Below are 22,023 nucleotides of genomic sequence, written 5' to 3'. Positions count from 1 at the left end.
CTTCTGAAATAGGCGGCGCTGCCGCTGGGTCACGGAGGATTGTTCGAACCTCGAGGCATGGGCGGAGGCTTCAAATCGACGTCCTTGCCAATTTCCTTCGGCCATGCGCCCCTCCGCATTCGTCGCTCGACGATCGAAATCGCGTCCAGCATCTGGTCGGCGGAGAACGTGCAGTGACCGGCTTGCGGAAGGTAGAGTGATTTGAACATTCCGGGCGTTGCCCGTTCAGCGTAGCTTTCCTGCAAGGATGGGGAGGTGACGAAGTCTCCGAGGTTCTGGACGGCCAGCATTGGGATTCTCGGCACCGCTGTCGGCACGTAGTTCTTGGTCATGTAGTCCACTGCACCCTGTTCGGGGTGAATGCGAGGCGCTTGTGCCAACTTCTCCAGGTCTTGCGCGAGGTCCAGTCCGGCGCTCCGATAAACCGACCGGACGAAGTCTTCGCGACCGCTCCTAGCCAGAAGCGCCGAGTAGTCGATACCCTCGTTCCACGAGTAACCTATGCCCGTCCTTTGCTCCTGTTCGCTTCGCGGCAGGAAAATGCCCATGGGGAATGCCTTGATGAGGGCATCCACTTCGCGGTCTTGCCTGTCGCCGGGACTCTCCCCCGCCATCGCCGGCACCCAGGCCGGAATTCCGCCTAGCGTTGCCGCAAGGACGAGCCTCGCCCGACCGGCCGCCGATGCCTTTGCGTCCTGGACCGCGGCCTGGACCAAGGCCCCGTTGGCGCGGTCGTCGGCGACACCCACGAGTTCGATTGCGGACGTCGGGGCCAGCAGTGTCTTGAAGGTGAACGCCCCGTCGAGACCCATGTTCATCATGCCGATCGAGCCCCCGATCGAACCGCAAAACGAAATGGCGCCGTCAATCGAAGGTGTCGGCTTCTCCGCGAGCGCGGTGGTCACCAGTCCGCCCATCGAGAAGCCGTATGCGATGACCTCCTTCGGCTTCCCGTACCGCTTCGCGAAGGCCGCAATTGTGGCCTCTTGTGCCGGAACGGCTTCAGCCAGTGCCCATCCGCCCGCGCCGTAGTTTGATGCGGCGAGGGCATAGCCCTGTGCCAGGAGTTTCTCCTGGTATTGTCGAGGTGCCGGCTCCGGACTGCCGGCCGAGGCCGAATAGCCACGGGAATGTAGCAGCAGAATTCCGTTCCAGCCGGCTGGAACGATTGCCGACCATTCCGCGCCGCCGGGGAGGGCCGCTTCGGATGTCGGCGCTCTGTCGATCAGCGGCGCTGGCGCGCAAGAGGATGCCGCAAGGAGCGCGAGGGTAACTGCCGCTTCCCTCACCGCAAGGTCTCCTGCAGCTTGCGCAACAGGCGAGCAAGTTGCGCACGCTCAGCTGCCGACAGGCCCTGGGCGATCTTCTGTTCTTGCAATGCACTCAAGGTTCGCGACGCTTCCAAGCGGGCCATACCGGCCTCGGTGACCCGCAACTCCGCCTTGCGGCCATCTTCGGGAGATACCCGGCGGTCGATAAGGCCGGCGTCGCTCAGGTGGCGGATGAGCAGGGTCACCTTCGGTCGATCAAGGAACAGTACCTGCGCGAGATCCTGCGGTGCGAGCCCGGGATTGCGCGCCACCAGTTCGAGTATCGAGATTGAACCGCTGGGTAGGGCCTTCAACTGGGCACCATCGTCGAACTCACGCATCGCGCGCTGAATGGCCCGGCGGGCAATGTGCACCCGGAACCCGATGTGGTCGGCGAGCATGCCTTCGTCGAATTCGTCAGGTGGGAGAGCCCCCCGTGCTGCAGCTGCATCTGCCATCTGGAGCGCTCCTTGATATCGAAGATTGCGATTGCCGAGGTCATCCGGAAACCCTAGAGATAATTATCAAAGATAACTAGTTTGGCAACGAGGATTGGATGGGGACGACGAAGATCGGCAGGATACGAGGCGATCGACTGTTGTTGCTCACCGGTATCGCCTGTTTCGCGGCAAGTGCTGCGACCAGTTCGGACGGACCATCTCGCTGGTGGGCTCCAGGGGAGGGCAGGAGCTTTCCCGCGTATCTCTCGTACGCCAACGACAGTGGCGAACTCGGCCTGCTCAACGACGGAGGCGCCTTCGAGACCAAGGGACATCCGTTTTTCGAACCGCTCGGGCGCAACGGGCGGGCTTGCGTCAGTTGCCACCAGCCGGCGGACGGCATGGCGCTCTCCCTCAAATCGATCCACGAGCGCTGGGAGGCAACTGATGGGAGGGACCCGATATTTGCGGTGATCGACGGGGCGAACTGCCCGAACCTGCCGCAAGGCGATCCGGCATCGCATTCGCTCCTGCTCAAGCGGGGGCTGTTCCGGATCTTCCTGCCCTGGCCTCCAAAGGCACGCGACGGCACGCCGATCAAGCCGGAATTCGATATCGAGGTGGTCCGCGATCCGGGCGGCTGCAACCTCGATCCCAGCTACGGGCTCAACAGCGCCAATCCGACGATTTCAGTCTATCGTCGGCCGCGGGTGGTGGCGAACATGCAGTACGTCCTGCACCGCAATTTCGGGATCGGGGCGTTCGTGGGCAAGACCGGCGAGCCCGCGCTTCGCGATCCCGAAAACGGCCAGCCGGTCAACATGAACATGATGGCCGACGCGCGTGAGCCGACGGTCAAGACACAGGCGGTCGAGGCGGCCATCACTCATCTTCAGTTCGACGGCAAGCTCAGCCCCGAGCAACTCCAGAGGATCAAGGATTTCGAGTACCAGATCTACTCAGCGCAGGTGAAGCTCGACGGAGCAGGCAGCCTGGTCGAGTCCGATGGCCCTCCCGGCATGGGCCCTTACAATCTCGCCAGGGGAGAGAAGGGCGTTCTCGGCAACAACATTACCAAGTGGGTCATTCCCGTCGGCGACGCGTGGCAAGTGAAGAAGCCGGGGGAGAGCGACGACGAGTTCGCCAAACGCCAGTCGATCCTGCGGGGCCAGAAGATTTTTCACTTCCGTACCTTCTGGATCAAGGACTCGATGTACCTCAACAATGTCGGGCTGGGGAATCCGGTCAAGCGGACCTGCGCCACCTGCCACGGCATGCACATGACCGGCATGGACACCGCCAACGGCTGGATGGACCTGGGCACCACCAACCTGCCCTGGGCCAAGGAGGCGCCGCGCAATCCCTGGCAGACGGAGGACGAGCTGATGCCGCTGTTCAAGATCACCTGCCACAAGGACGTGCAACCGCACCCATATCTCGGCCGAGTGATCTACACGCAGGACCCGGGCAGGGCCCTCATCTCCGGCAAATGCAACGATGTCGGCGCGATCGTGATGCAGCAGTTCCGCGGCCTCGCGGCTCACGCACCCTATTTCTCGAACGGCTCGGCGGCGAACATTCGCGAGCTGATCGATTTCTACGACCGGCGTTACAACATCCAGTACAGCGAGCAGGAAAAGACCGATCTCGGCAACTTCCTGACGAGCCTGTGAGGAGGGGCCGGATGCGCCTTCTTCCCGTTTCCGCCGCCGTGCTGGCGAGTGCCAGTTTCGCCGCCCAGGCCGCCGAACCAGGTCCCCTGCCGTTTGTCGCCTGCCCGATCGTCCAGGATACCCCGACGGTACCCTGCTGGATCGTCGAGCGGGATGGAGAAACCTATTACCTGGGGATCCAGTCGGACGTTTCGGCCCCTTTCAATCCGCCCTCGCTCGGCCACAAGGTACTCGTGGAGGGGGGGGTGGACCGAAGCGCACCGCGCATCTGCGGCGGCCTGGTTATCGACCCGGTGACCGTGTCGATCATGCCCGAGGCGTCTCCCGAGTGCGACGATCTGCGCATGGTCAACCCGCATATCTCGCTGCCGTTCGAACCGCCGCGCCCGCCCGGCCCGAGCATGGGCCGCTTGGCGTTCACCTATCCCGATCCGCCTGCCGCGCCGCAGCCTCCGTTTGAAACAAAGTCCTTCACAGTGCCTTACGAATTCGAGGGCATGGTCGGCTTCAAGACTCCGCGGTTCCTCAACCCGGTCCTGCTCTATGCACAGCAGACCAATGCCCGTCGGGTCGAGATCCGCGGCTACCGCGGAGCGACGAAGCTGGCGGACGGAACACTCCTCGCCGAACACGAAGGCATCGCACGCGCTCGCGCCGAAGAAATCGCCGCCATGCTCTTGGGAGCCGGTATCGACCAGGCCACCTACGTCGTTTCAGCCGACGAAAGTCCGGCCCTTGGCGGGCCCGACAATCGCCGGGTCGAAATCAGGATCGTGCCCTAGTCGAAATTCTTCAGTTCAACCGTTGCCTCGGGATTGACGCACAGGCGGCAATTGGCGCCAAGGAAGCTGCGTGCCGCGCTCTTGCTGCCGCGCAGTTGCCATTCCAGCCAGTCGACGACGATGCCCGCCGCGGTGCCGCCCATCGGTTTGTTGTATGTGCCGCCGTGGCCGAACGGCAGGTTGACCAGCGCCACCGGTACGTGGCCGATGCGGCTGACGTCGTCGGTCCCGTTGGCGTAGGCGATGTCGGTCGGACCGCCGAGCAAATACATCACCGGTGTGTGGAACTTCTCGAGTGCCGACTTGGGCAGGGTCATCCCGCCGATCGATTCCCGGTTGTCGTTGAAAATACCGGAATTCTGCACGACCACCGTCGTCACCCCCGGATCGGAGGCGAGACCGATAGCCTGCAGTCCGCCGCAACTGAAGCCACCGACGGCCACCGCCTGCTTGTCGATCAGTCCGGCATACTTGCTGCCATTGCGAGCGTTTTCCGAAAGCGCGAAGTCGAGGCCCTCGCGCACGTCGTCGGCGCTAGTTGCCGGAGGAGGAAGCCGCTGGCCCGCATCCGGCGCGCGTGGCGGCTCGGGTTGGACCTTGGCGTTGGGGCCGCTGCGCCACTTGCCGGGAGCGATGACGAGGTAGCCGTATGAGGCGATCTCCGCGAGATGCTGCCGCTGGCTCGATCCGTCGTCTGCGCAACCGCCGTTGCCCCAGGCGAAAACCGCCAGTTTGCCGCCCTTGAAGGGTGTTAGGTCCGCCGGGCGGTAGACAACGTGGTCGGGGATGCCGGAATCGAGTTCCATCACTGCCGGATAGGGGCCGTCGCCCGGTGTGTCCGGAACCTTGTTTGCCTCGGCCATCATGCGGGCGAAATCGTTCGGCGCGGCCGCCTGCTGTTGGGCACCCGCCGTCGTCGGCAGCAGCGCAAGCGTCATGGCAACGACCGCGATACTTTTCGAATTGATCATACAACCCTCTCCCGTCGCTAGATTGCGCTGTCGCCGCTGAGCCAGGCGAGAATTTCCTCGCGATGCTGGTCGAGGCGGGGTGGCGGTTCGTCAGTGCCTGGGGCGCCTGGCTCCATCGAGAAGCCCGCATTGGGGATCGCCAGAGTGCCGATCTGCGGGATCCCCGGGATCGGAACGTGCAGCAAGCTCGCGTCGCTGGCGAGGTCGACGGCTTCGTTGACCGTGCGGATCATCCCGCAGGGAATGCCCTTTGCGCTCAGCTCTGCCTCCCAGTCGGCCGCATCGCGTTCGGCGAACGTCCTTGCGAGTTCGTCGTGCACCAGCTCGAAGTTCGTGCGGCGGGCGGATGCCGAGGCAAATCGGTCGTCGCTTAGCCAATCTTCGCGGCCGACGACCTTGGCGAAGGCCGCAAACTGGTTTTCCTGTACGATGCCGAGCGAGACCTGCCGGTCGTCGCGGCAGGTGAACAACGATGCCGTGGGCAACCCGCTGTAGCCGGTGTTGCCCATGCGCTTCATCGCCTGACCGGTTACGAGGTAAGGCGTGATCGCCGAGGTCATGAAGGCCAGCGTCGCATCGAACATCGAGACGTCGATGTAGGCCCCTTCCCCCGTCTGGTGCCGCTGGATTATGGCGCCAAGGATGGCGAGGGCGGCGGTCTGCCCGGCCAGCGTATCGACGATCGGGAAACCGACACGGACAGGCGGCTCACCTTCGCCTCCGCTCAACATCATCATGCCGGTGGTCGCCTGCACGATATTGTCGATCGCCGGCCAGTCACGTTGCGGTCCGTTCTGCCCGTAGCCCGACACCGAGCAGTAGACTATTCGCGGATTGGCTTTGCGAACCTCTTCGTAGGAAAGTCCCAGACGGGCTATGACGCCGGGGCGGAAATTCTCGATCATCACGTCCGAGCGCTCGACGATCGCGCGAGCGACCTTGAGATCGTCCGGGTCCTTGAGATCCAACGCTATGGACTTCTTGCCGACGTTGGCAGCGATGAACGGCGGGCTCATGTCGGCGAAGCTCGGATCGGGACTGTAATTGCGGAATTGGTCGCCGTGCTTTGGTTCGACCTTGATCACCTCGGCGCCCATCAGCCGCAGGAGGTGCGAAGCGAACGGGCCGGCCATGACATGGCTGAAATCCGCGACCCGAATGCCACTGAGAGGTTGGTTCACGACTGAACTCCGCACTTGATTCCTGTCTCCGTGATGCTGGCCCGGGCCTTCCTGAAGGCGTCGAGACCATCGATATCCAACTTGGCCAACTTGCGGGCGTTCTTCTCCGCATCCTCGAGATATAGCGCGTCGAAACGCGACTGCTCGGCCGGTGAGATGTCATGCACCACGATTCCCGCGGCCCGGGCCGCCCGTGCGCCTGCCACGGCGCCTTTTTCGATTTCGTCGGCGAGTGCGCTTTCCCAGACCCCCGTGGACCTTTCCAGCAAAGCCTGCTGGTCCGAGGTCAGGCGCTGCCAGGCCTTGTCGCCAATCGCCCGAGACGGGTATGCGCCGCGCGGCACCTTGAGGGTGGCGAAATAGCGTCCGACCTCGTCGAAATGGAGCACCTTGAAGGTGTCGACCGGGGCGACGACGCCGTCGATAACCCCGCGCGCCATTGCCGAATAGACGTCGCCCATCGGCATGTTTACCGGGTCGGCGCCGAGGCCGCGCAACACTGCGAGCAGCTCCGTCGGAGCACGAATACGCATGCCATTGAGGTCTTCGAGAGAGCGGACCGGTTTCTTGCTGGTGATCACCCCGGGAAGGAGCCCGCCCTGGATCGCCAGCACGTGAAGTCCGGACATCTCGTGTCCGATCTCCGGCACCGATCGCTCAAGGCAGCGGTAGACCGCGACCTGGTCAGCGATGGTATCGGCGCCGCTGTAGAAACCCGACTGGATGCGCACCAGGTGCGTTCCCCCGCGAGTGTAGATCGGCGTGATCAGGCCGATGTCGGCGACGCCGTGGCGCAGTTCCTCGAGCGACATGTCCGAGGAGAGGAGGGCGCCGGACCACACCGGGTGAATCTGCAACGTTCCGCCAGATGCCATCTCGACATAGTCAATCCAGCGCTGGTCGGCGCGGCTGAAGGGATGGCTTGGCGGATAGGGGGTGGCATAGGTGAGCTCGGTCACGCCGGCGGGGACCGGCCGGGCGCAGGCGGCAAGGGCCAGTAGCAAGGGGAGGGCAAACCGCTTCAAGCCAGCCCCCGCCCGGCGAGGAAATCTGCAACGAGCGCGACCATTGCGTCATGGTCCCAGTTCTTGGCGTCGACCATGTCGGCATCGATCATCAGCACCGGCACGCCAGCTTCCTCGAGCGCCAGCGCGGTCAGCTTGTTGCCCGACTGCGAAAGTCTGTTGTCGGGGGGCAGCAGCATCACCGCCGCGTCGATGCCGCAGCGCTCGGCCTCGCTCGTCATCCAGCCGTTCATCCATGGCGGCAGGTGCAGGACCTCGTTGATCGAGCAGATGCGGCTGGCGAGGGCTTCCATCGGCTTGCCCTTCACCTCGCGGATGTACTGCGGGCCGGCGAATGGCAGGTACATCGACCAGACGAACACCGCCCCCTTCGTCTCTTCCAGCGCCTGGTAGAAACCTGGATCGTGCCACACGCCTGCGCCAATCCACATCAGGCGAAGCTTCTCGTTGGTCGAGGCGCCGAGGCCATGGGCGACCCGTTCGCGAACCTCGTCGCGGAATTTGCGGGCGTGCTCCACCGCCCAGTCGGAACCGCGGTGCCATTGCGGGATCATCGTGTTGGGCATCTGCTCGGCGATCGAGACCGGGCAGGGCCGCGCCTCGCCGATCGCCTGCGCGGCTTCCCAGAGGTACTGTTCCTGCTCGTTGATGCGGTCCATCAGCAGCGTTAGCTTGCCGAGATCGAGGGTCCGCCCGGTCTTGCGTTCGAGCAGGGCGATCAGGTCCTCGGTCTCGCGCATCATGAGTGCGATCCGGTCTTCTTCGTAGACTTCTTCCCACTCGCTGTTGGAGCGGGTGTACCAGTGGACCTCCTTGTGCTCCCAGGCGGGCGCTTCCATCGGGAAGAAGTCGGTGCCCATGGCCTGGGCCCACTGCCCGAAGACGTGCTGGATGCAGTCGCAGGTGAGCCGGGCGACGAGGACGGTCGGGGTGGGCAGTCCGCCCCACGGCGCGGTCGCGGGGTCGTTGGCCAACGTGCAGGCGAGGCCGAGCGAGCAATACTTGCACGAGTTTGCCGGGTAGCCAGCTTCGACCATCGCATCGAAGTAGCGCGCGGAAAGCTGCTTGGCCGAGATGTAGGCCGACCACCACTGATTGGCGATGACCGGGATATCCATCGCGTGGAAGATCTCGTGCGGTGTGTCGGCCTGGGCGATGACGAAGGGCTCGCCTTCTTCCACGACCTTGCGTTTCAGCTCCTGCCCGAAGGCCTTCTGGAACGCTGTCGCCTCCGCTGTACAGGCGAGGGTCTTGCGGCTGCGAATTCCGGGGCCGGCGGTCACTTGAAGACTCCTTCACCGTCAAGGTGGTCGATCGTCGCGTCGTCCAGTCCGCAGATCGAACCGGCCACTTCGCGCACGTGCTCGCCCATCCGCGGTGCGCGGTAGGGCCTGGGAATGTCGCGCGAGAAGCGGATCGGGGTGGCGATATGACCGAATGGTCCGAGGAGCGGGTGGTCGAGCGTGACAAGCGCCCCGCGCCCAGAGAGCTGCGGATCGTTTTCGATCATGTCCTCGCAATCCTGCACCACCCCCGCGGCAATTCCGATTGCTTGCAGCTCGGCCACTGCTTTTTGATCGTTCCGGGCGGCTGTCCACGCAGCGATTTCGTGTCCGGTGTGCTCAATCAAGCGCTTCATTTGCACATCGTCGGACACGCTGATGGCAATCCAGCGGTCATCCCCCGCTGCGGGGAAGACGTCCTGGAAGTGAACCATGGGGTCGGTGTTGCCGCTGCGCTGCGGCCGTTCGCCGGCCTTCGCGCGCTTGAGATAGGGCCGCATCTGCTGCACGCAAATCTCGTACATCGATGCATCGATGTGGCCCCCACGCCCTGTCTCCCGCCGGCGCTGCAGGGCCGCCGCGGCACATCCGGCCATGACGAATGGCACAATGACATCGCCGTACGGGACCGCTCCCGGGATCACCGGGTCGCCACCCTCGTAGCCGGTCAGATAGGTCCGCCCCGAAAGCGCGCCGCCCGTTCCATCGACACCCCACTCCTGCGCCAGCGGTCCGGTCTGGCCAAAGACGCTACCCGAAACCATCACGATGCCGGGATTGATCGCCTTGAGTTCGTCGTAGCCGAGGCTGAGTTTGGCCATCGTCCCGGGCGAGAAGTTCTCGACAACCACGTCAGCCCACTCGATCAGAGGCCGCAGGATCTTCCACGCCTCCGGGTTCTTGAGGTCGAGCGTGACGCTGCGCTTCGAGGAATTGAGGTGGGCGAACCATGGTTTGTCGTCGAACTCGCCATGCTTCGAGGCCGCGACCTGCACGTCGAGACGGGCGAGGTCTGGGCGGGTTCGGCTCTCGATCTTGACCACGTCGGCACCAAGGTCGCCGAGCGTCTTGGTCGTGATCGATCCGACTAGCGCCCATGCGAAATCGAGGACCTTCACACCGGACAGCGGGCCAGGCCGGGCGGCAGCGGGAGACGAGCTTACTTCCGCAGGCTCGCCCGTGCGGATAGCGGCAAAACGTTGTGGCAACCCGTCGGTAGTGTCGAAGAACCCTCGCGCGGCGAGGTGCGGATCGGCCAGGACATCGGCGGGTTCGTTGACCACGCAGGCATTGATCCCGCGACGCAGGCCCTCGGTGGCGATTTGACGCTTGGTCTTGCTGGCGAAGAACGCGGCGATCGCCTCCTCCCACACCGCGCGAGTTTCCGCTGGCAGGGTCGAACGGTTGTAGGCCAGCCAGTCGACACCGCGCAGCGGATTGTCTGCCAACGTCTCGTCCATCCAGTCGGACAACGCCTGGTTTGCGGGAGCGCCGAGGCGCCCGGTCATAAGCGAGTGAAAGCACCAGCCGTCGGCGAGCCTCCAGATCGCACGGACAGTCACCTTGCCATAGGCGAGCTTGCCGCCAACCCGGGAAAGTTTCCGCCTGTCGAACTGCCAGACGAGCGCACCGCTGGCACCGCGACTGAAGGCGACCTGCTGGATCGAAATGTCGACGTGCTGGCCCTTGCCGTGCGTGCCGCGGGCATAATGTGCGGCCATTGCTCCGGCAGCTGCAACCATGTCGGCGTGGAAAGTGCAGGCATCGCCCGCTTCCTTGACCGGAGGGCGACCCGGCTCGCCAGTGACCCTCAACGCGCCACCCATAGCGGAGGCGACCAGCTCGCCGCCGCGCCAGCCACAGCGCGGACCGTCCGAGCCAAACGTGGTCACCGAGACGTGGACCGCGCTTTCCGGAATGCCGAGGCCACGCGTCGCCTCAAGGCCGAGATCATCGATGACGAACGAGGCGCCTTCCAAGCCTCCTCCGATCTCGGCGCCGAGCGAGGCGAGGAAGCGCGCCAACGGGCGCTCAATCATACCGCCAAGCACGGCGACGCGATGTCCTGCGAGCAGGCTCATGCTCCAACTCCCGAAAGGAACGCGACGATCTCCTCCGCAGCCCCGTCGCGCGCCAGCCAATCGCGGCGGGTCAGCACCAGCGAGGGGATGCCCGCCCGTTCGAGCGCCGCACGCTGTGCCGGCAAGTGCCAGGCTTGCGCCTCGTCCTCTTCAATCTGCCACAGAACCGCCGCTGCGGCGCCGAGCACTTCGATCTGCGAGATCAGGTTCGCCCCCGCGTCGATAAACGCTCGCGGGCCATGTGGCGAAACATGGACCTGACGGGCCAGTGTCTCGAACGGGTCGCCCAGGGCCGGGTCGATTGCATAGTCGAGAAGGCCCCAGCTTTCCACCAAAGTAGCGCCTGCCGCGCCGTAGCCGGCCGTTTCGATGGCGTCGTGCAGACGCCGGTCGGGCGGTGGGGTTCCGGCTAGCAGGCATACCGGCCTCTCCAAGTCGGTGACGCCGTGAGGGGAAGGGGCGCCGGCTGCGACGAGGTCGTCAACGCCGACACCGAGCCTGTCCGCGAGCTTCTTGAGTGACTGTGCCGTGTGCGCCAGACTGCTCTCGCGCGGAACCTTGGCTATATCGAGGATTACCGGTTCGGGCCCGCTTAACAGCCCGCGGCGCTGCAGCTCGCAGATGTAGTAGTAAAGGCGTTGCGCGCTGTCGTCGGCGCGACTGAATACGATGTGAGAATGTGCAATGTATTCCTCGCAAGCCCAGCCTTCGAGGATCGACTTGGCCCAGGGCGCAAACTTGCTCTCCATCCACCGGTCGGCAGCCGAAGTTGCTCGATCGGGGTCGAAGGCAATCGCCCCGGCATGGCGGCCCGTGGCGCGCAGCAGGCGCTGGGGGATCTCGGGACCGACATGGGCGATAGTCCCGGTCATGCGAGGACTCCCGGCAGCCACAGCGCCAGCCCGGGCACCAGGATCAGCAGCAGCAGGTGAACGAAATCGCTTGCGAGAAATGGCGCTACACCGCGAAAGATGCGGCCGATCGAAACATCCTTGGTTACGTTCTGAATCACGTAGAGGTTCATTCCCAGCGGTGGGTGGACGAGGCCCATTTCCATGGCCCGCGTGATGAAGATCCCGAACCACACTGGGGTCATTCCGGTGTCGCGGACGATAGGCAACAGGATCGGGGTGGTCAGGAGCATTAGGGCCAGGCCATCCAGCACCGAACCGAGAGCGAGCAGGAGCACGGCGATTGCAACAAGCGTACCTACGGGTCCGAGATGCATTGCGGTGACCATTTCGCTGGCCGCAGAAGCCAGCCCCGTGACCGCCACGAAAACCGAAAAGACGAGCGCTCCGATCAGGATAAGGAAGATCATCCCGCTGGTCTTCAGCGCGGCCTCGAACGCGTCGAAAAGCTGTGTCCGCGACAGGCCGCCACGGCGCAGGGCCAGTACGAATGAGCCTGCAGCGCCGATTGCCGCCGCTTCGGGCGGGCTGATCCAGCCGAAGGCGATGCCGCCAATCACCAGCAGGATTAGCGCCACGATATCCCAGATGCGCGCGAGGTAACGCCAGCGTTCGGACCACGGCGCGCGCTCGGATTCCGGGGCCAGTCCGGGCTTCCAGCGCATCAGCAGCCAGATCACTATGAAATAGAATAACGCCTGGGTGATGCCGGGGATGATGGCCGCTGTGAACAGTTCGCCGATCGAAGTTTCGGCAATGATGCCGAACACGATCAGCGCGCCCGAAGGCGGGATCATCTGCCCCAGCGTCCCTCCGGCCGCGACCGTCCCGGTGGCGAGGCTGTCGGAATAGCCGCGGCGGCGCATTTCCGGCAGTGCGACCGAGCCTACTGTGGCGGCGGTTGCAAGGCTCGACCCGTTGATGGCGCCGAAACCGGCGCAGCCGGCCACTGCGGCATATGCGAGGCCGCCCGGACGGTGCCCGACAAAGCGCGCGGCGGCGGCAAACATGTCGCCGCTGGCATTCACCGCGAGGAGAACCTGCGCCATCAACAGGAACAGCGGCAACGTTCCCAATTCGTATCGCGTCAGGGTGTCGATCGCGACAACCCCGGCCTTGATGACAGCGGCCTCCGGCCCGAGAATTACGGATAGCCCCCCGATACCGACCAGTCCCAGCGCGACGCCGATCCGAACGCCGCTGAGGATCAGCACGAACAGAACTGCGAGGCCGACAAGACCAGTCTGGGGCGTGTCGTACATCATGGTCTCGGCCTGCCGATCATGATTTGCTTCAGGGCAATCAGGGCGCAGGCGAGAAACCCGGCGTTGGCCACAAGACGCAGAACGCGCCATGGCACACCCACGACCTCGCTTCGTTCATGACCGTTCCAAAGGTCTGCCGCCAACCAGATTGAACCCAAGGCAAGCGCAGCGAACAGACTGACCGAGGCAATGCGGGCCGCACTGGCCAGGAGCCGTCGCGGCAGGCCCTGCAAGTGATCGGTGACGAGACGCACTCGGGCATGGCCACCGGACAGGGTGGCTAGGACGAGCGCGACCGTGCCCGAGACAAGGACTGCCCCCTGGACAAGTTCGATCGAGCCGAGGATCGGCATGCCCAAGTTTCGTCCAGCCACTGCGAGTGTGTCGATGGCGGTCGCAGCAAGCAGCGCAGTCCCCCCGACCCAGACAAGAATATTGCGCATGTCAGGCGGCTTCCCTGACGTTGCCGTCGGACTCGACCACGATGCCCGGAAGGCCGGCGACGGCCGTTATCCGCTCCAGATAGTTTCGCACCTCACTTGCCCGTTCGCCGTGCGCCAGGACCGGCCGTCCTGGCGGTTCGACGAAGACCGGGATTATCGAGGTCCGGGGGGACTCGCCCTCGAGAAGGGTCAGCCGGCCGAGAAACGACAGCTTGGCTTCGGGATGGAAAGGCGCAAGATCGTATCCCTCGTCAGGGGCGAAACCAAACAACTCCTGGCGCTTGCGAGCCCAATCGGCCCGCGCGGGGTGATTCTGCGACGGAGAAAGGGCCCGGGTCACGACACAGCCATTGCCGAGACCATGGAAGACGGGCTTGCCCAGGTGGAATTCGATCCCTCGCGCGATATGGGCGTGGTGCGCCACGACCGCATCGGCTCCAAGTTCGATCGCAAGGTGTGCGAGGGGCCGCTCGTAGGATTCGAGCAGGGCAGGCGTGTGGACCCGGCCTTTGTGCATCGCGACGATCACGAAATCTGCGGTCGCGCGTGCCGCGGCAATGTCGGCAGCGAGAATATCGCGCACCTGAGGTTCGATCCCGACGATTTGCGACTGCGGCGTAACTGGTTCGCCGTTCTCGGTTCGGAGCGGGAGGTAGGCAGCGCCTGCTCGGGATGGGCCGGCCCATCCAAATTCCGGACCTACGCAGTTGTAACTCAGCAGGGCAATGCGTTGGGCACCCACACAGGAAACAGCAGGCCGCCTTGCCTCCGCAATGTCTGCACCGGCGCCAGCATGGGCGACCCCTGCTTCATCGAGTCCGGCAATCGTGTCGGCAATGCCTTGTGCCCCGCAATCGGCGATGTGATTGCCGGCCAGGCTCACCATCGAAATTCCGGCCCGCGCGATAGCCCTCAGGTTGCCGGGCGGGGCACCTGGAGCAGGCACATCGTCCGGCACCTCGCCACCGCATTCGGTGTGTGGCACTTCGAGATGACCTATCGCGAGGTCTGCAGCGCGCAAGGCGGGTGCAATGCCGGAAAGCCAGTGATCTGCGTCAGGCTCGTCGAGGACGAGGTCGCCCGCGACGACGATTTCCACACTGGCTTTCGACACGCTTCTTACCGCTGCCCCCGCTTCGACGTCAGAACGAAGTCCGCAGGCTTACAGCGAATTCCCTCCCGATGGGATTGGTAACCGTGGGGTCGTATCCCCCACCGCTGTTCTGGCCCTGCCGGGAATTGACGTAGGGCGGATCCGTATCGAAGAGATTGCGCACCTCGATCCCGAGCAGCAGGCGATCGAGACCCAGATCGAGTGTGTCGGCAATGTTCCAACTGCCGGCGAGATCGATCAGATCATAGGATTTCACCTTCTCGGTCGGATTCACGATATCGTTGGTGTACCCGCCGACATGCTGGAAGGTCGCTCTGAGGTTGAACGGTCCTCGATCCCAGGCCACTCCGCCGCGCGCTTTGAAGGTGAGGGGGTTGTAGATCTTGTTCTTGAGGCTGACGAAATCGCCGCCCGGCGTGAAGGCCACGTCGTAGTCGATCAGGTAGGTGCCGTTTACGAAGAACGTCAATGTGTCCATGTCACCAACGTAGGCGATGTATTGGGCATTGAAGTCGATGCCGGTCATCTGCGAACGCCCGAGGTTGAGGCTGCGCCCGTCGGCATAAACGCAGTTGGAATAGTCTGGCAGCGGTGCGTCAAGGCATGCCGTGCTGGCGCCCGCAATCGGGAAAACGGAGATTGGACCTGTGCCCGCTATGCCATTGTCGCGGATATCGACGATGCGGTCGTACGCGGCCTTGCCGAAGAGGATCACGTCCGTGCCGGCATACTCGTCGGCGTAGGTCAGGATCGAGAGGTTGGAGAGCAGCCCGGCGATCGTGTTCTCATAGGCAATGTTGAAATAGGTCAGGTTGACCGTCAGACCACTGACCGGAGTAATGTCCGCTCCGACAGTCCAGGTTGTGGCGGTTTCCGGACCAAGGTCCGGGTTGGGGCCGGAACCGATCTTGAAGACCGGGATCGCGGCGCCGCCGGTCGGGTTCTGGTGGTTCTGGACGTAGAGGCGCGAACTGTTGCCGAAGATTTCCGGGAAGGTCGGCGCACGGAACGACGTGCCATAGCTGCCCCGCAGCTTCAGGCCGTCGAACGGCACCCAATTGATGCCGAACTTGGGATTGGTGGTGTTCCCAACATCGCTGTAGTCGTCGTAGCGCACCGCTGCTGTGAGTTCGAGATCCTGGAACCCGGCGATTGCGTTCTCTGGTCCGAAGATCGGTACGTGCGCCTCGGCATAGCCTGAATTGACCTGGCGGCTGTGGGTATTCTCGGTGGGCAGACCCGAATTGAGGGTCTGTGAGAAGTCTTGGCCTTCGTAGCCGACGGCAAGCTTCACATCACCGCCCGGCAATGCCAAGAGTGTGCCGTTCACCCCGCCTTGCCAGGTGGTGAATTTGGCATTGAGCGGGAATGTACCTTCACCGTTGAAGATGGTCGCAATCGTGGCGTCGGTCGTACGTCCACCCCCGTATGGGTCAAACGCCGTTGCCGGATTGCTGCTCGCCAGCGCGGCATTGAGTCCGGCCGTGTTGAGACCCTGGGTGTTCCCGGCGCGATCTTCGGCCTTGCCGTAACCGAACTTACCTTCAAACTTCCAGTCGCCGAAGAGGCTCGCTCGCAGGCCCGGGGTCACCTGCCAGTTGGTCTGGTAGCCGCGATATGGGTCTGTCGGGGATTCATCGGCAAAGTTGTAGGCAATCTGATAGCCGCCGGAGCCGGGCGTATAGAACGGTGGCGCGACGAAGAACGCATTCGTTTCCGGCACGGTGAAGGTTGCCGTAATCGTGTTTGCGATACGCTTGAAATCACGGCGGTTGTAATAGCCGTCGAACAGCAGTTCCACGCCAGAGAAGACTTCGAAGGTCGCCGTTCCGTTGACGGAGTCATACTTCTGTTCCGGGAAAAGGTCCTGGTCAGCGAGCGGGTCGCAGACGTTCTTGGTCCCGGCCTGGAGCGGCCCGCCGGTGTACTGGTCGGGCAGGGCATATGTCGTTCCGCCGTAGATGAGCGTACCCGGCGAGCACTGGTTCACGCGGTAGTCGGGTCCTCCCCAAGGCGTGAGATCGGACGTATTGAAGTCGCGGTCCGCACCGTTGAGGTTCGAACGGAAGGCGTGCTCATAGGCAACCATGACCTGGCCGCGATCGAAGGTCTTGCCGAGCGCCAGGCCGGCATTCCATTCCCAAAAATCGCCGTTGCCTGTCGATCCGAGCCGGGCGAATGCCTCCACGCCGTTGAGATTCCGACGCGGGATCAGGTTGACCACGCCGGCCACGGCATCGGAGCCATAGATGGCTGAGGTGCCATCGGCGATCACCTCGACTCGCTCGACGCCCAGCGTCGGGATGACCGAAGGACTGATGGCCCGGCCGTTGGTGGTCATGCGATGGCCGTCGAGCAGGATCAGCGTGGCGAACGGCCCGAGGCCGCGCAGGTTGATCGAGTTCGACCAGGTCGCGTTACCGTTGCCTGCGTTTTGTGCGCGCGAGTTATCCGAGAAACCAATGTCGAAGACCTGCGGCAGCTCCTTGATCATCCGGTCGAGCGTTACCTGGCCGGCGCTTTCGATTTCGTCGCGGCCCAGCGTGGTGACAATCGCACCGACCGGCGCGACGCCGGCGATGCGGCTACCGGTCACGATGATTGTGTTGCCGTCGCTCGCAGCGGCCTGTGTCGTCTGTTCGCTCGATGCCTGCTGTTCCTGGTCGTCAGGCGCATCCTGGGCCAGCGCGGGCGAGGCGCAGAGCATCGAGCTCAGCGATGCGCCGCATAGCAGTTTCCAGAGGTTTGGCTTCGCAAGTCGGACACTCATGTTACATCTCCCTCGATGCCGGGCCGTCGTTATGCGGCTCCGCTTTGCTTCAATTCGACAATGGCAAATCGACCCTTGATCCATCGCGCCCGCCCCAACGGACCGTGATCCGAGGAGCGGGGTTGAGCTTGATATCTGCGAGATTGCGCTGCCGCGGGTCGGCCCCGGCAACGACGAAACGCAGACTGTCGCCCGCCGGTACCACTAGCGAGACCGGCGTCATCGCGATCGAAAGCGAAACGTCGGCGCCGGGGGCAGGCGCATCGACATCCTTCGCGAAACCGGAATGCCATGGCAGGCCAAGCGTCTCGTAGGGTGCCAGCGACAGTTTGTGGTGGGACAGCTTCAGACGCCCGAACGAAATGACTTCGCTGGTGCCGTCGGTCTTGACCCGGTCGAGGTAGACGAAGACGTCCGCCTTAGGATTGTCCGAAGAAACCGTGAGCTGTGCAACCGGATAGCCAACGAACTCAATGTCGCTCTGCAAGGGTGCGCTCGTAAATCCCAGCCCATGATCGACCATCGGCTGCGGCCAGAACGCGAAGTACTCGGCAGGCGGCAGGTCGTAGTCGACTGTGAAGGTGCTGACACCGGCAGCACCGGCGGTTTGCCATCCGAATCCGCCTCGTGAGAGGAACCATGGCAGGGGTCGGGAGCGGACGCCGGGCAACTCGGCCGACGTGACGTATCCGCCGGTGCCGTTCAAACCCTCAACCCAGTAGGTCGCGCGCGGCAGCTTGTCGTATTCGGGATCTTCGCCTTTCAGGTAATGGTCAAAGAAGTGGACGATCTCGCCGGGCAGGTCGAAACCTTGGGGCGGCTGGCAATGCCCCCCCGGCCCGGCGAGCAGGCGGCTGGAGAGGTTTGCCGCCGAGAGAATGATCTGGCTGGTCGGCTCGTCGCGCCAGTTGCCCCAGAAATAGGTCGCGATTCCCGCTCTTTTGACGGTGTCGAGATAGTTGTAGGGCCCAACTTCTTCCCAGAACTTCGTTCCGGTCAACGTCGACGAACTGTCGCGATAGGGCATTCCATACCACAGCGGGCCCATCGGCGTGTTGCTCGCGTGCTCAGCGACAGCGGCCTTGAGCATGGAGCCATCGCTATCCTCGTCCATGGGAACTGTGGCGAGGTCGACTTCAGGCTCCTCGTCGGGCCGGGTGTTGAATTGCGCGGTGATGCCGCCGTTGCGAACGAAGGCATACTTGTCGAGATCGCTGGCGCCGATGAAAGCGGCCTTGAGCGAAGGCGGAGCGGTGGTGGCAACCTGGAACGCTGAACCGCCGAGATAGGAGCAGCCGACCATACCGACGGAGCCATCGGAAAAGGGTTGCTCCGCAAGCCATTCGACCAAGTCGCGTCCGTCGAGCGCTTCGGTTCGGTCCTGAAAGCCTCGGCGGTGGCCGAATGACGCTCCCTTGCCGCGGACATCGGCTACCGCGACGACGTATCCCGCGCGCAGCAGCGAGCGCAGGCCGAGATTGTCGCCGAGCGCCGTCTCGTTGATCTTGCCGTCCGGCCCCTTGAAACGTCCCCGATAGGGCGTGAAGACGAAGATGACGGGCAGCGGTTTGTTGACCGCTTGGCCACTCACGGCCGGTCGGTATACGCTCATGGCCAGCCGGGTGCCGTCACGCACGGCGACATAGTTCGAGGTCGAAACGACATCGGGATAGGACTCGGCCGACAGCGGTGACGCTGAAAGCGCCATTGCGATCACCGATGCGCGAATTTTGCGACGCATTGCCGTGTTCCCTCTTCCCAATTGTCAGACAATACCGTTAGGTCGACGACTTCAACGAAAATCACGATAACGAAATTATTGACAATCTGGTTGTCGAGGGGAATGCCACGCAAATGGAAAATAAGGTGACCGGCGCGCTGCCCAAGAAGGGGCCCTCAGGCATCGAGATTGCCGAGTGGATTCGCATGCAGATCCGCCGCCAGCGACTCGTCCCGGGCCAGCGGCTGGTTGAGGTCGACATCATTCGTCAAACTGGCGGCAGCCGGTTCAAGGTGCGCGAGGCGCTGCAGCGGCTTTCGGCAGAGGGGCTCGTTGACATCGAAGAATATCGCGGTGCTTCAGTCCGCGATGCGAGCATGGAAGAAGTTCGCCAACTCTATCACGCCCGCGGCGCGCTGGAGGGAATCTGTGCCGCTGACTTCACCCGCAAGGCCACGCCCGAACAGAAGTCGGAGTTGTCGCGGATTGCTGCGGAAATGGACGAATGCGTTGCCGGGGCTGCGCCTGAACACTTCGCCCGGCTCAATGCGCAGTGGCACAACCTGATAATGGAAGCCGGCGGAAATCTCGTGATCCAGGGAATAGTCCAGCGGCTCAATACGCCGATCCACCACCTGGTTTTCGAGTCGTTCTACCGGGGAGAGCGGTTACGCGCTGCCGTGGAGGACCATCGGATTATCGTCGACGCGATCATGGCAGGCGATTGCTATGCCGCGGAAGCCGCCATGCGCAAGCACGTCATCAATGGACTGAAGTACCTGTCGGAACTTGATCGCAACGTACACTACGGCGATGGTTGATCCGGACAGAAATACTCACCCGCCAAAGTTGCCCGCCAGGTCCAGCCGGGCATCTGCCACGTCAACGCCTCGAAGGTCTCGGACGAAGCGCGGATGCCGATTAGCGGCTTGAAAGCCTCAGGCTGTGGCCGCTTCGGCGGTAAAGCCAGCATCGACGCTTTCACCAAACTTCGCTGGATCACTTTCGGGGCCGAACCTGGACAACACCCGATTTGAGCGGGAGGGTCGACGCCAGTCTAGGCCTAAGCTTTCGTTGGCCGGGCATTCAATTGTCAACAATTTCATCGACGTGAATTCGGTTGCCTTTCACCCTTGCCCCAAGTGAAGTGCCGACACCTGCATCAGCAGAGCTGGGAGGGCATAATGGTCAATACGGATGTTTCGCGACGCGGCGTCCTGGGCGGATTGGGAGCTGGCGCGGCCACACTGACGTTTCCCGCAATCGCAGGAAATACGGCCGGCAAGCCGAACATCCTGTTCATTCTCGCGGACGATCTCGGCTATGCCGACATCGGCTGTTTCGGTTCACGCCACATCAGCACTCCAGTGCTTGACCGTCTTGCGAAACAAGGTGTGCGGATGACCGACGCCTACGCCAACTCACCGGTTTGCTCACCAACGCGGCTTGCGCTGGCAACCGGCCGCTATAACCGCGCATTCCGGACCGGCGCAGTCGAACCATTCAGCCCAGGCCCATGGGGCGATACGGCGATCCCTCCACAATATCCGACTTACATGCGGCAACTCCAATCTGCTGGTTACCGCACCTCCCTGGTCGGCAAGTGGCACCTCGGCCCCACGCCCGAGGGTAGTCCGCTCAACTACGGCTTTGACGACTTCTACGGTTTTCTCGGCGGTGGCATCGACTACTTCACCCACGAGTATTTCGGCGCCAAGGCGCTGGTCGACCAGAAAGACGTCATCGAACACGATGGCTACATGACCACGTTGTTGGCGGACCAGGCGATTTCCCGCATCCAGACTGCCTCCGGCGCCGGCGTTCCGTTCGCAATCAATCTGCACTTCAACGCGCCGCACTGGCCCTGGGAGGGCCCAGAGGATTTCTCCCTCGGCACGCAGGGTTCCCATGACGACGGCGGCTCGCTGGACGTCTTCGCCTCAATGGTCGAAAGCATGGACCGGAATATAGGGAGAGTTCTGACCGAACTCGACAATCTCGGGCAGGCGGACAAAACGCTGGTCGTGTTCACCAGCGACAATGGTGGCGAACGCTATTCCGATGTCTGGCCGTTCCGCGGAGAGAAGGGCTACCTGCTCGAAGGGGGAATTCGTGTGCCTGCGATCGCCCGACTGCCGGGCCGAATACCCGCTGGGACCGAGAGCGACCAAATGGCAGTGACGATGGATTTCTATCCCACTTTCATGGAACTGGCCGGTCTCAAGCCGAAGGATGTCACGCTCGACGGGATCAGTCTGCTCGGGTCCTGGATGACAGGTCAATCCAGCGAACGATCGCTGTTCTGGAGCTTCCAGGGACACAACCAGGCAGCTGCGCGGCAGGGCAACTGGAAGTACTTCTCACTCGAAGGGAACGAGTTCCTCTTCGATTTGTCGCACGACCAGCATGAGCGGGCAAATCGCAAGGGGCATGAGCCGGTGGTCTTCGAGCGGCTCCGAATGGCATGGCAGGACTGGGACGCTGCGATGGCCCCTCGAGACGGGATCGAAGGCTACTGCATCGATCCAGCGATGCAGGCTGGTGAGCTGCAGAAGTCCCCCGATTCGAATTGCAAGACCTATGGTCGCCCGGCGCCGTCCTTGGAATGAGACCGATGAAGACGCAGGTTTGCATTATCGGCGCGGGGCCGGCGGGATTGTTGCTTGGCCACCTTCTGCGTGCCGAAGGTATCGAGTGCGTGGTGCTGGAACGTCGCTCGCCCGCCTACGTGCTCTCGCGCATCCGCGCCGGGGTGCTCGAAGGGATCACGGTGTCGCTGATGGAGCGGCTCGGCCTCGATGCGCGGCTCAAGGCAGAAGGGCTGCCGCACGACGGGTTCAACCTCGCCGACGGCGAACGGCTGATCCGCATCGACATCGCCGAACTGACTGGCAAGCAGGTGGTCGTCTACGGCCAGACCGAGCTGACCAAGGACCTCATGGACGCGCGCGAAGAGCGCGAGCTTGAAGTGGTTTACGAGGCCGAGGATGTGGTGCTTCACGAGGCCGAGGGCGATGCGCCTTATGTCACCTTCACCAAGGACGGGGCCGGGCA

The 22,023-nt window shown here is 63.3% G+C and carries 18 protein-coding genes and 1 pseudogene; 6 read left to right on the top strand and 13 right to left on the bottom strand.

The window, feature by feature from the left end:
• Positions 1-29: 29 nt before the first annotated feature.
• A complete protein-coding gene (locus GRI89_RS02620; RefSeq protein WP_159791918.1) occupies positions 30-1,289 on the bottom strand; it encodes a dienelactone hydrolase family protein in 1,260 nt (419 codons plus the stop codon).
• A complete protein-coding gene (locus tag GRI89_RS02615) occupies positions 1,286-1,768 on the bottom strand; it encodes a MarR family winged helix-turn-helix transcriptional regulator (protein WP_159791916.1) in 483 nt (160 codons plus the stop codon). The genes GRI89_RS02620 and GRI89_RS02615 overlap by 4 nt, the downstream gene beginning before the upstream one ends.
• Positions 1,769-1,866: 98 nt before the next feature.
• Here GRI89_RS02615 and GRI89_RS02610 point away from each other — a divergent pair, with 98 nt between their 5' ends.
• Together GRI89_RS02610 and GRI89_RS02605 are read left to right on the top strand one after the other, a co-directional pair.
• Entirely contained in the window at positions 1,867-3,423 is a 1,557-nt protein-coding gene (locus GRI89_RS02610) for a hypothetical protein (RefSeq protein ID WP_235912718.1), read from the top strand.
• Between the two features lie 11 nt (positions 3,424-3,434).
• Positions 3,435-4,205, top strand: a complete 771-nt coding sequence (locus GRI89_RS02605) for a hypothetical protein (RefSeq protein WP_159791914.1) — start codon at positions 3,435-3,437, stop codon at positions 4,203-4,205.
• Here the strand turns inward: GRI89_RS02605 and GRI89_RS02600 are convergent.
• The 11 genes from GRI89_RS02600 to GRI89_RS17910 all read right to left on the bottom strand — a co-directional run bounded on the left by GRI89_RS02600 (position 4,202) and on the right by GRI89_RS17910 (position 18,990).
• Positions 4,202-5,176, bottom strand: a complete 975-nt coding sequence (locus tag GRI89_RS02600) for an alpha/beta hydrolase (RefSeq protein WP_235912716.1) — start codon at positions 5,174-5,176, stop codon at positions 4,202-4,204. The two genes, GRI89_RS02605 and GRI89_RS02600, sit on opposite strands and share 4 nt — an antisense overlap.
• A gap of 17 nt (positions 5,177-5,193) precedes the next feature.
• Positions 5,194-6,357 (bottom strand): CaiB/BaiF CoA transferase family protein, encoded by a 1,164-nt coding sequence (locus tag GRI89_RS02595; protein ID WP_328598049.1) that lies wholly within the window; start codon positions 6,355-6,357, stop codon positions 5,194-5,196.
• On the bottom strand, positions 6,354-7,361 hold the full coding sequence (dctP, locus tag GRI89_RS02590) for a TRAP transporter substrate-binding protein DctP (protein WP_235912714.1): 1,008 nt from the start codon (positions 7,359-7,361) through the stop codon (positions 6,354-6,356). Before dctP ends, GRI89_RS02595 begins: the two co-directional genes overlap by 4 nt.
• Before the next feature lie 17 nt (positions 7,362-7,378).
• The gene (locus tag GRI89_RS02585; protein WP_328598048.1) at positions 7,379-8,665 is read right to left on the bottom strand and encodes a 2-hydroxyacyl-CoA dehydratase subunit D; all 1,287 of its coding nucleotides are present in this window, start codon (positions 8,663-8,665) and stop codon (positions 7,379-7,381) included.
• Entirely contained in the window at positions 8,662-10,746 is a 2,085-nt protein-coding gene (locus GRI89_RS02580; protein WP_159791910.1) for a CaiB/BaiF CoA-transferase family protein, read from the bottom strand. The genes GRI89_RS02585 and GRI89_RS02580 overlap by 4 nt, the downstream gene beginning before the upstream one ends.
• Positions 10,743-11,618 carry a hypothetical protein gene (locus GRI89_RS02575; RefSeq protein ID WP_159791908.1) on the bottom strand — a complete coding sequence of 292 codons (876 nt, stop codon included), beginning with the start codon at positions 11,616-11,618 and terminating at the stop codon, positions 10,743-10,745. The genes GRI89_RS02580 and GRI89_RS02575 overlap by 4 nt, the downstream gene beginning before the upstream one ends.
• Positions 11,615-12,922, bottom strand: coding sequence for a TRAP transporter large permease (locus tag GRI89_RS02570; protein WP_235912712.1), 1,308 nt, complete (start codon positions 12,920-12,922; stop codon positions 11,615-11,617). Before GRI89_RS02570 ends, GRI89_RS02575 begins: the two co-directional genes overlap by 4 nt.
• The gene (locus GRI89_RS02565) at positions 12,919-13,365 is read right to left on the bottom strand and encodes a TRAP transporter small permease (protein WP_268891718.1); all 447 of its coding nucleotides are present in this window, start codon (positions 13,363-13,365) and stop codon (positions 12,919-12,921) included. Before GRI89_RS02565 ends, GRI89_RS02570 begins: the two co-directional genes overlap by 4 nt.
• 1 nt (position 13,366) lies before the next feature.
• The gene (locus GRI89_RS02560; RefSeq protein WP_328598050.1) at positions 13,367-14,464 is read right to left on the bottom strand and encodes a CapA family protein; all 1,098 of its coding nucleotides are present in this window, start codon (positions 14,462-14,464) and stop codon (positions 13,367-13,369) included.
• A 43-nt stretch (positions 14,465-14,507) separates the two neighbouring features.
• Complete coding sequence (locus tag GRI89_RS02555) at positions 14,508-17,186, bottom strand: TonB-dependent receptor domain-containing protein (protein WP_235912724.1); 2,679 nt, start codon at positions 17,184-17,186, stop codon at positions 14,508-14,510.
• Positions 17,187-17,298: 112 nt separating this feature from the next.
• Positions 17,299-18,990: a CocE/NonD family hydrolase gene (locus GRI89_RS17910; protein WP_235912711.1), complete on the bottom strand. Its 1,692-nt coding sequence runs from the start codon at positions 18,988-18,990 to the stop codon at positions 17,299-17,301.
• Positions 18,991-19,103: 113 nt separating this feature from the next.
• Between GRI89_RS17910 and GRI89_RS02545 the strand changes: the two genes are divergently transcribed.
• The 4 genes and pseudogenes from GRI89_RS02545 to GRI89_RS02530 all read left to right on the top strand — a co-directional run.
• Positions 19,104-19,790 carry a GntR family transcriptional regulator gene (locus tag GRI89_RS02545; RefSeq protein ID WP_159791902.1) on the top strand — a complete coding sequence of 229 codons (687 nt, stop codon included), beginning with the start codon at positions 19,104-19,106 and terminating at the stop codon, positions 19,788-19,790.
• A 36-nt stretch (positions 19,791-19,826) separates the two neighbouring features.
• Positions 19,827-20,006: pseudogene (locus GRI89_RS02540) on the top strand (aldehyde dehydrogenase family protein); the annotation flags it as partial.
• Positions 20,007-20,111: 105 nt separating this feature from the next.
• Positions 20,112-21,578, top strand: coding sequence for a sulfatase-like hydrolase/transferase (locus GRI89_RS02535; RefSeq protein WP_159791900.1), 1,467 nt, complete (start codon positions 20,112-20,114; stop codon positions 21,576-21,578).
• 5 nt (positions 21,579-21,583) lie between these two features.
• A partial coding sequence (locus tag GRI89_RS02530) for an FAD-dependent monooxygenase (protein WP_159791898.1) occupies positions 21,584-22,023 on the top strand: 440 nt, incomplete at its 3' end.

Source organism: Croceibacterium salegens (genome assembly GCF_009827435.1).
Classification (GTDB): domain Bacteria; phylum Pseudomonadota; class Alphaproteobacteria; order Sphingomonadales; family Sphingomonadaceae; genus Croceibacterium_B; species Croceibacterium_B salegens.
This window is presented reverse-complemented; position numbering and strand designations above follow the sequence as displayed.

Excerpts from the sequence above, each read along its gene's own strand:
- GRI89_RS02615 (WP_159791916.1), bottom strand. The coding sequence starts at position 1,768 with ATGGCAGATGCAGCTGCAGCACGGGGGGCTCTCCCACCTGACGAATTC.
- GRI89_RS02610 (WP_235912718.1), top strand. The coding sequence starts at position 1,867 with ATGGGGACGACGAAGATCGGCAGGATACGAGGCGATCGACTGTTGTTG.
- GRI89_RS02605 (WP_159791914.1), top strand. The coding sequence starts at position 3,435 with ATGCGCCTTCTTCCCGTTTCCGCCGCCGTGCTGGCGAGTGCCAGTTTC.
- GRI89_RS02600 (WP_235912716.1), bottom strand. The coding sequence starts at position 5,176 with ATGATCAATTCGAAAAGTATCGCGGTCGTTGCCATGACGCTTGCGCTG.
- GRI89_RS02580 (WP_159791910.1), bottom strand. The coding sequence starts at position 10,746 with ATGAGCCTGCTCGCAGGACATCGCGTCGCCGTGCTTGGCGGTATGATT.
- GRI89_RS02575 (WP_159791908.1), bottom strand. The coding sequence starts at position 11,618 with ATGACCGGGACTATCGCCCATGTCGGTCCCGAGATCCCCCAGCGCCTG.
- GRI89_RS02570 (WP_235912712.1), bottom strand. The coding sequence starts at position 12,922 with ATGATGTACGACACGCCCCAGACTGGTCTTGTCGGCCTCGCAGTTCTG.
- GRI89_RS02565 (WP_268891718.1), bottom strand. The coding sequence starts at position 13,365 with ATGCGCAATATTCTTGTCTGGGTCGGGGGGACTGCGCTGCTTGCTGCG.
- GRI89_RS02555 (WP_235912724.1), bottom strand. The coding sequence starts at position 17,186 with ATGCTCTGCGCCTCGCCCGCGCTGGCCCAGGATGCGCCTGACGACCAG.
- GRI89_RS17910 (WP_235912711.1), bottom strand. The coding sequence starts at position 18,990 with ATGCGTCGCAAAATTCGCGCATCGGTGATCGCAATGGCGCTTTCAGCG.
- GRI89_RS02545 (WP_159791902.1), top strand. The coding sequence starts at position 19,104 with ATGGAAAATAAGGTGACCGGCGCGCTGCCCAAGAAGGGGCCCTCAGGC.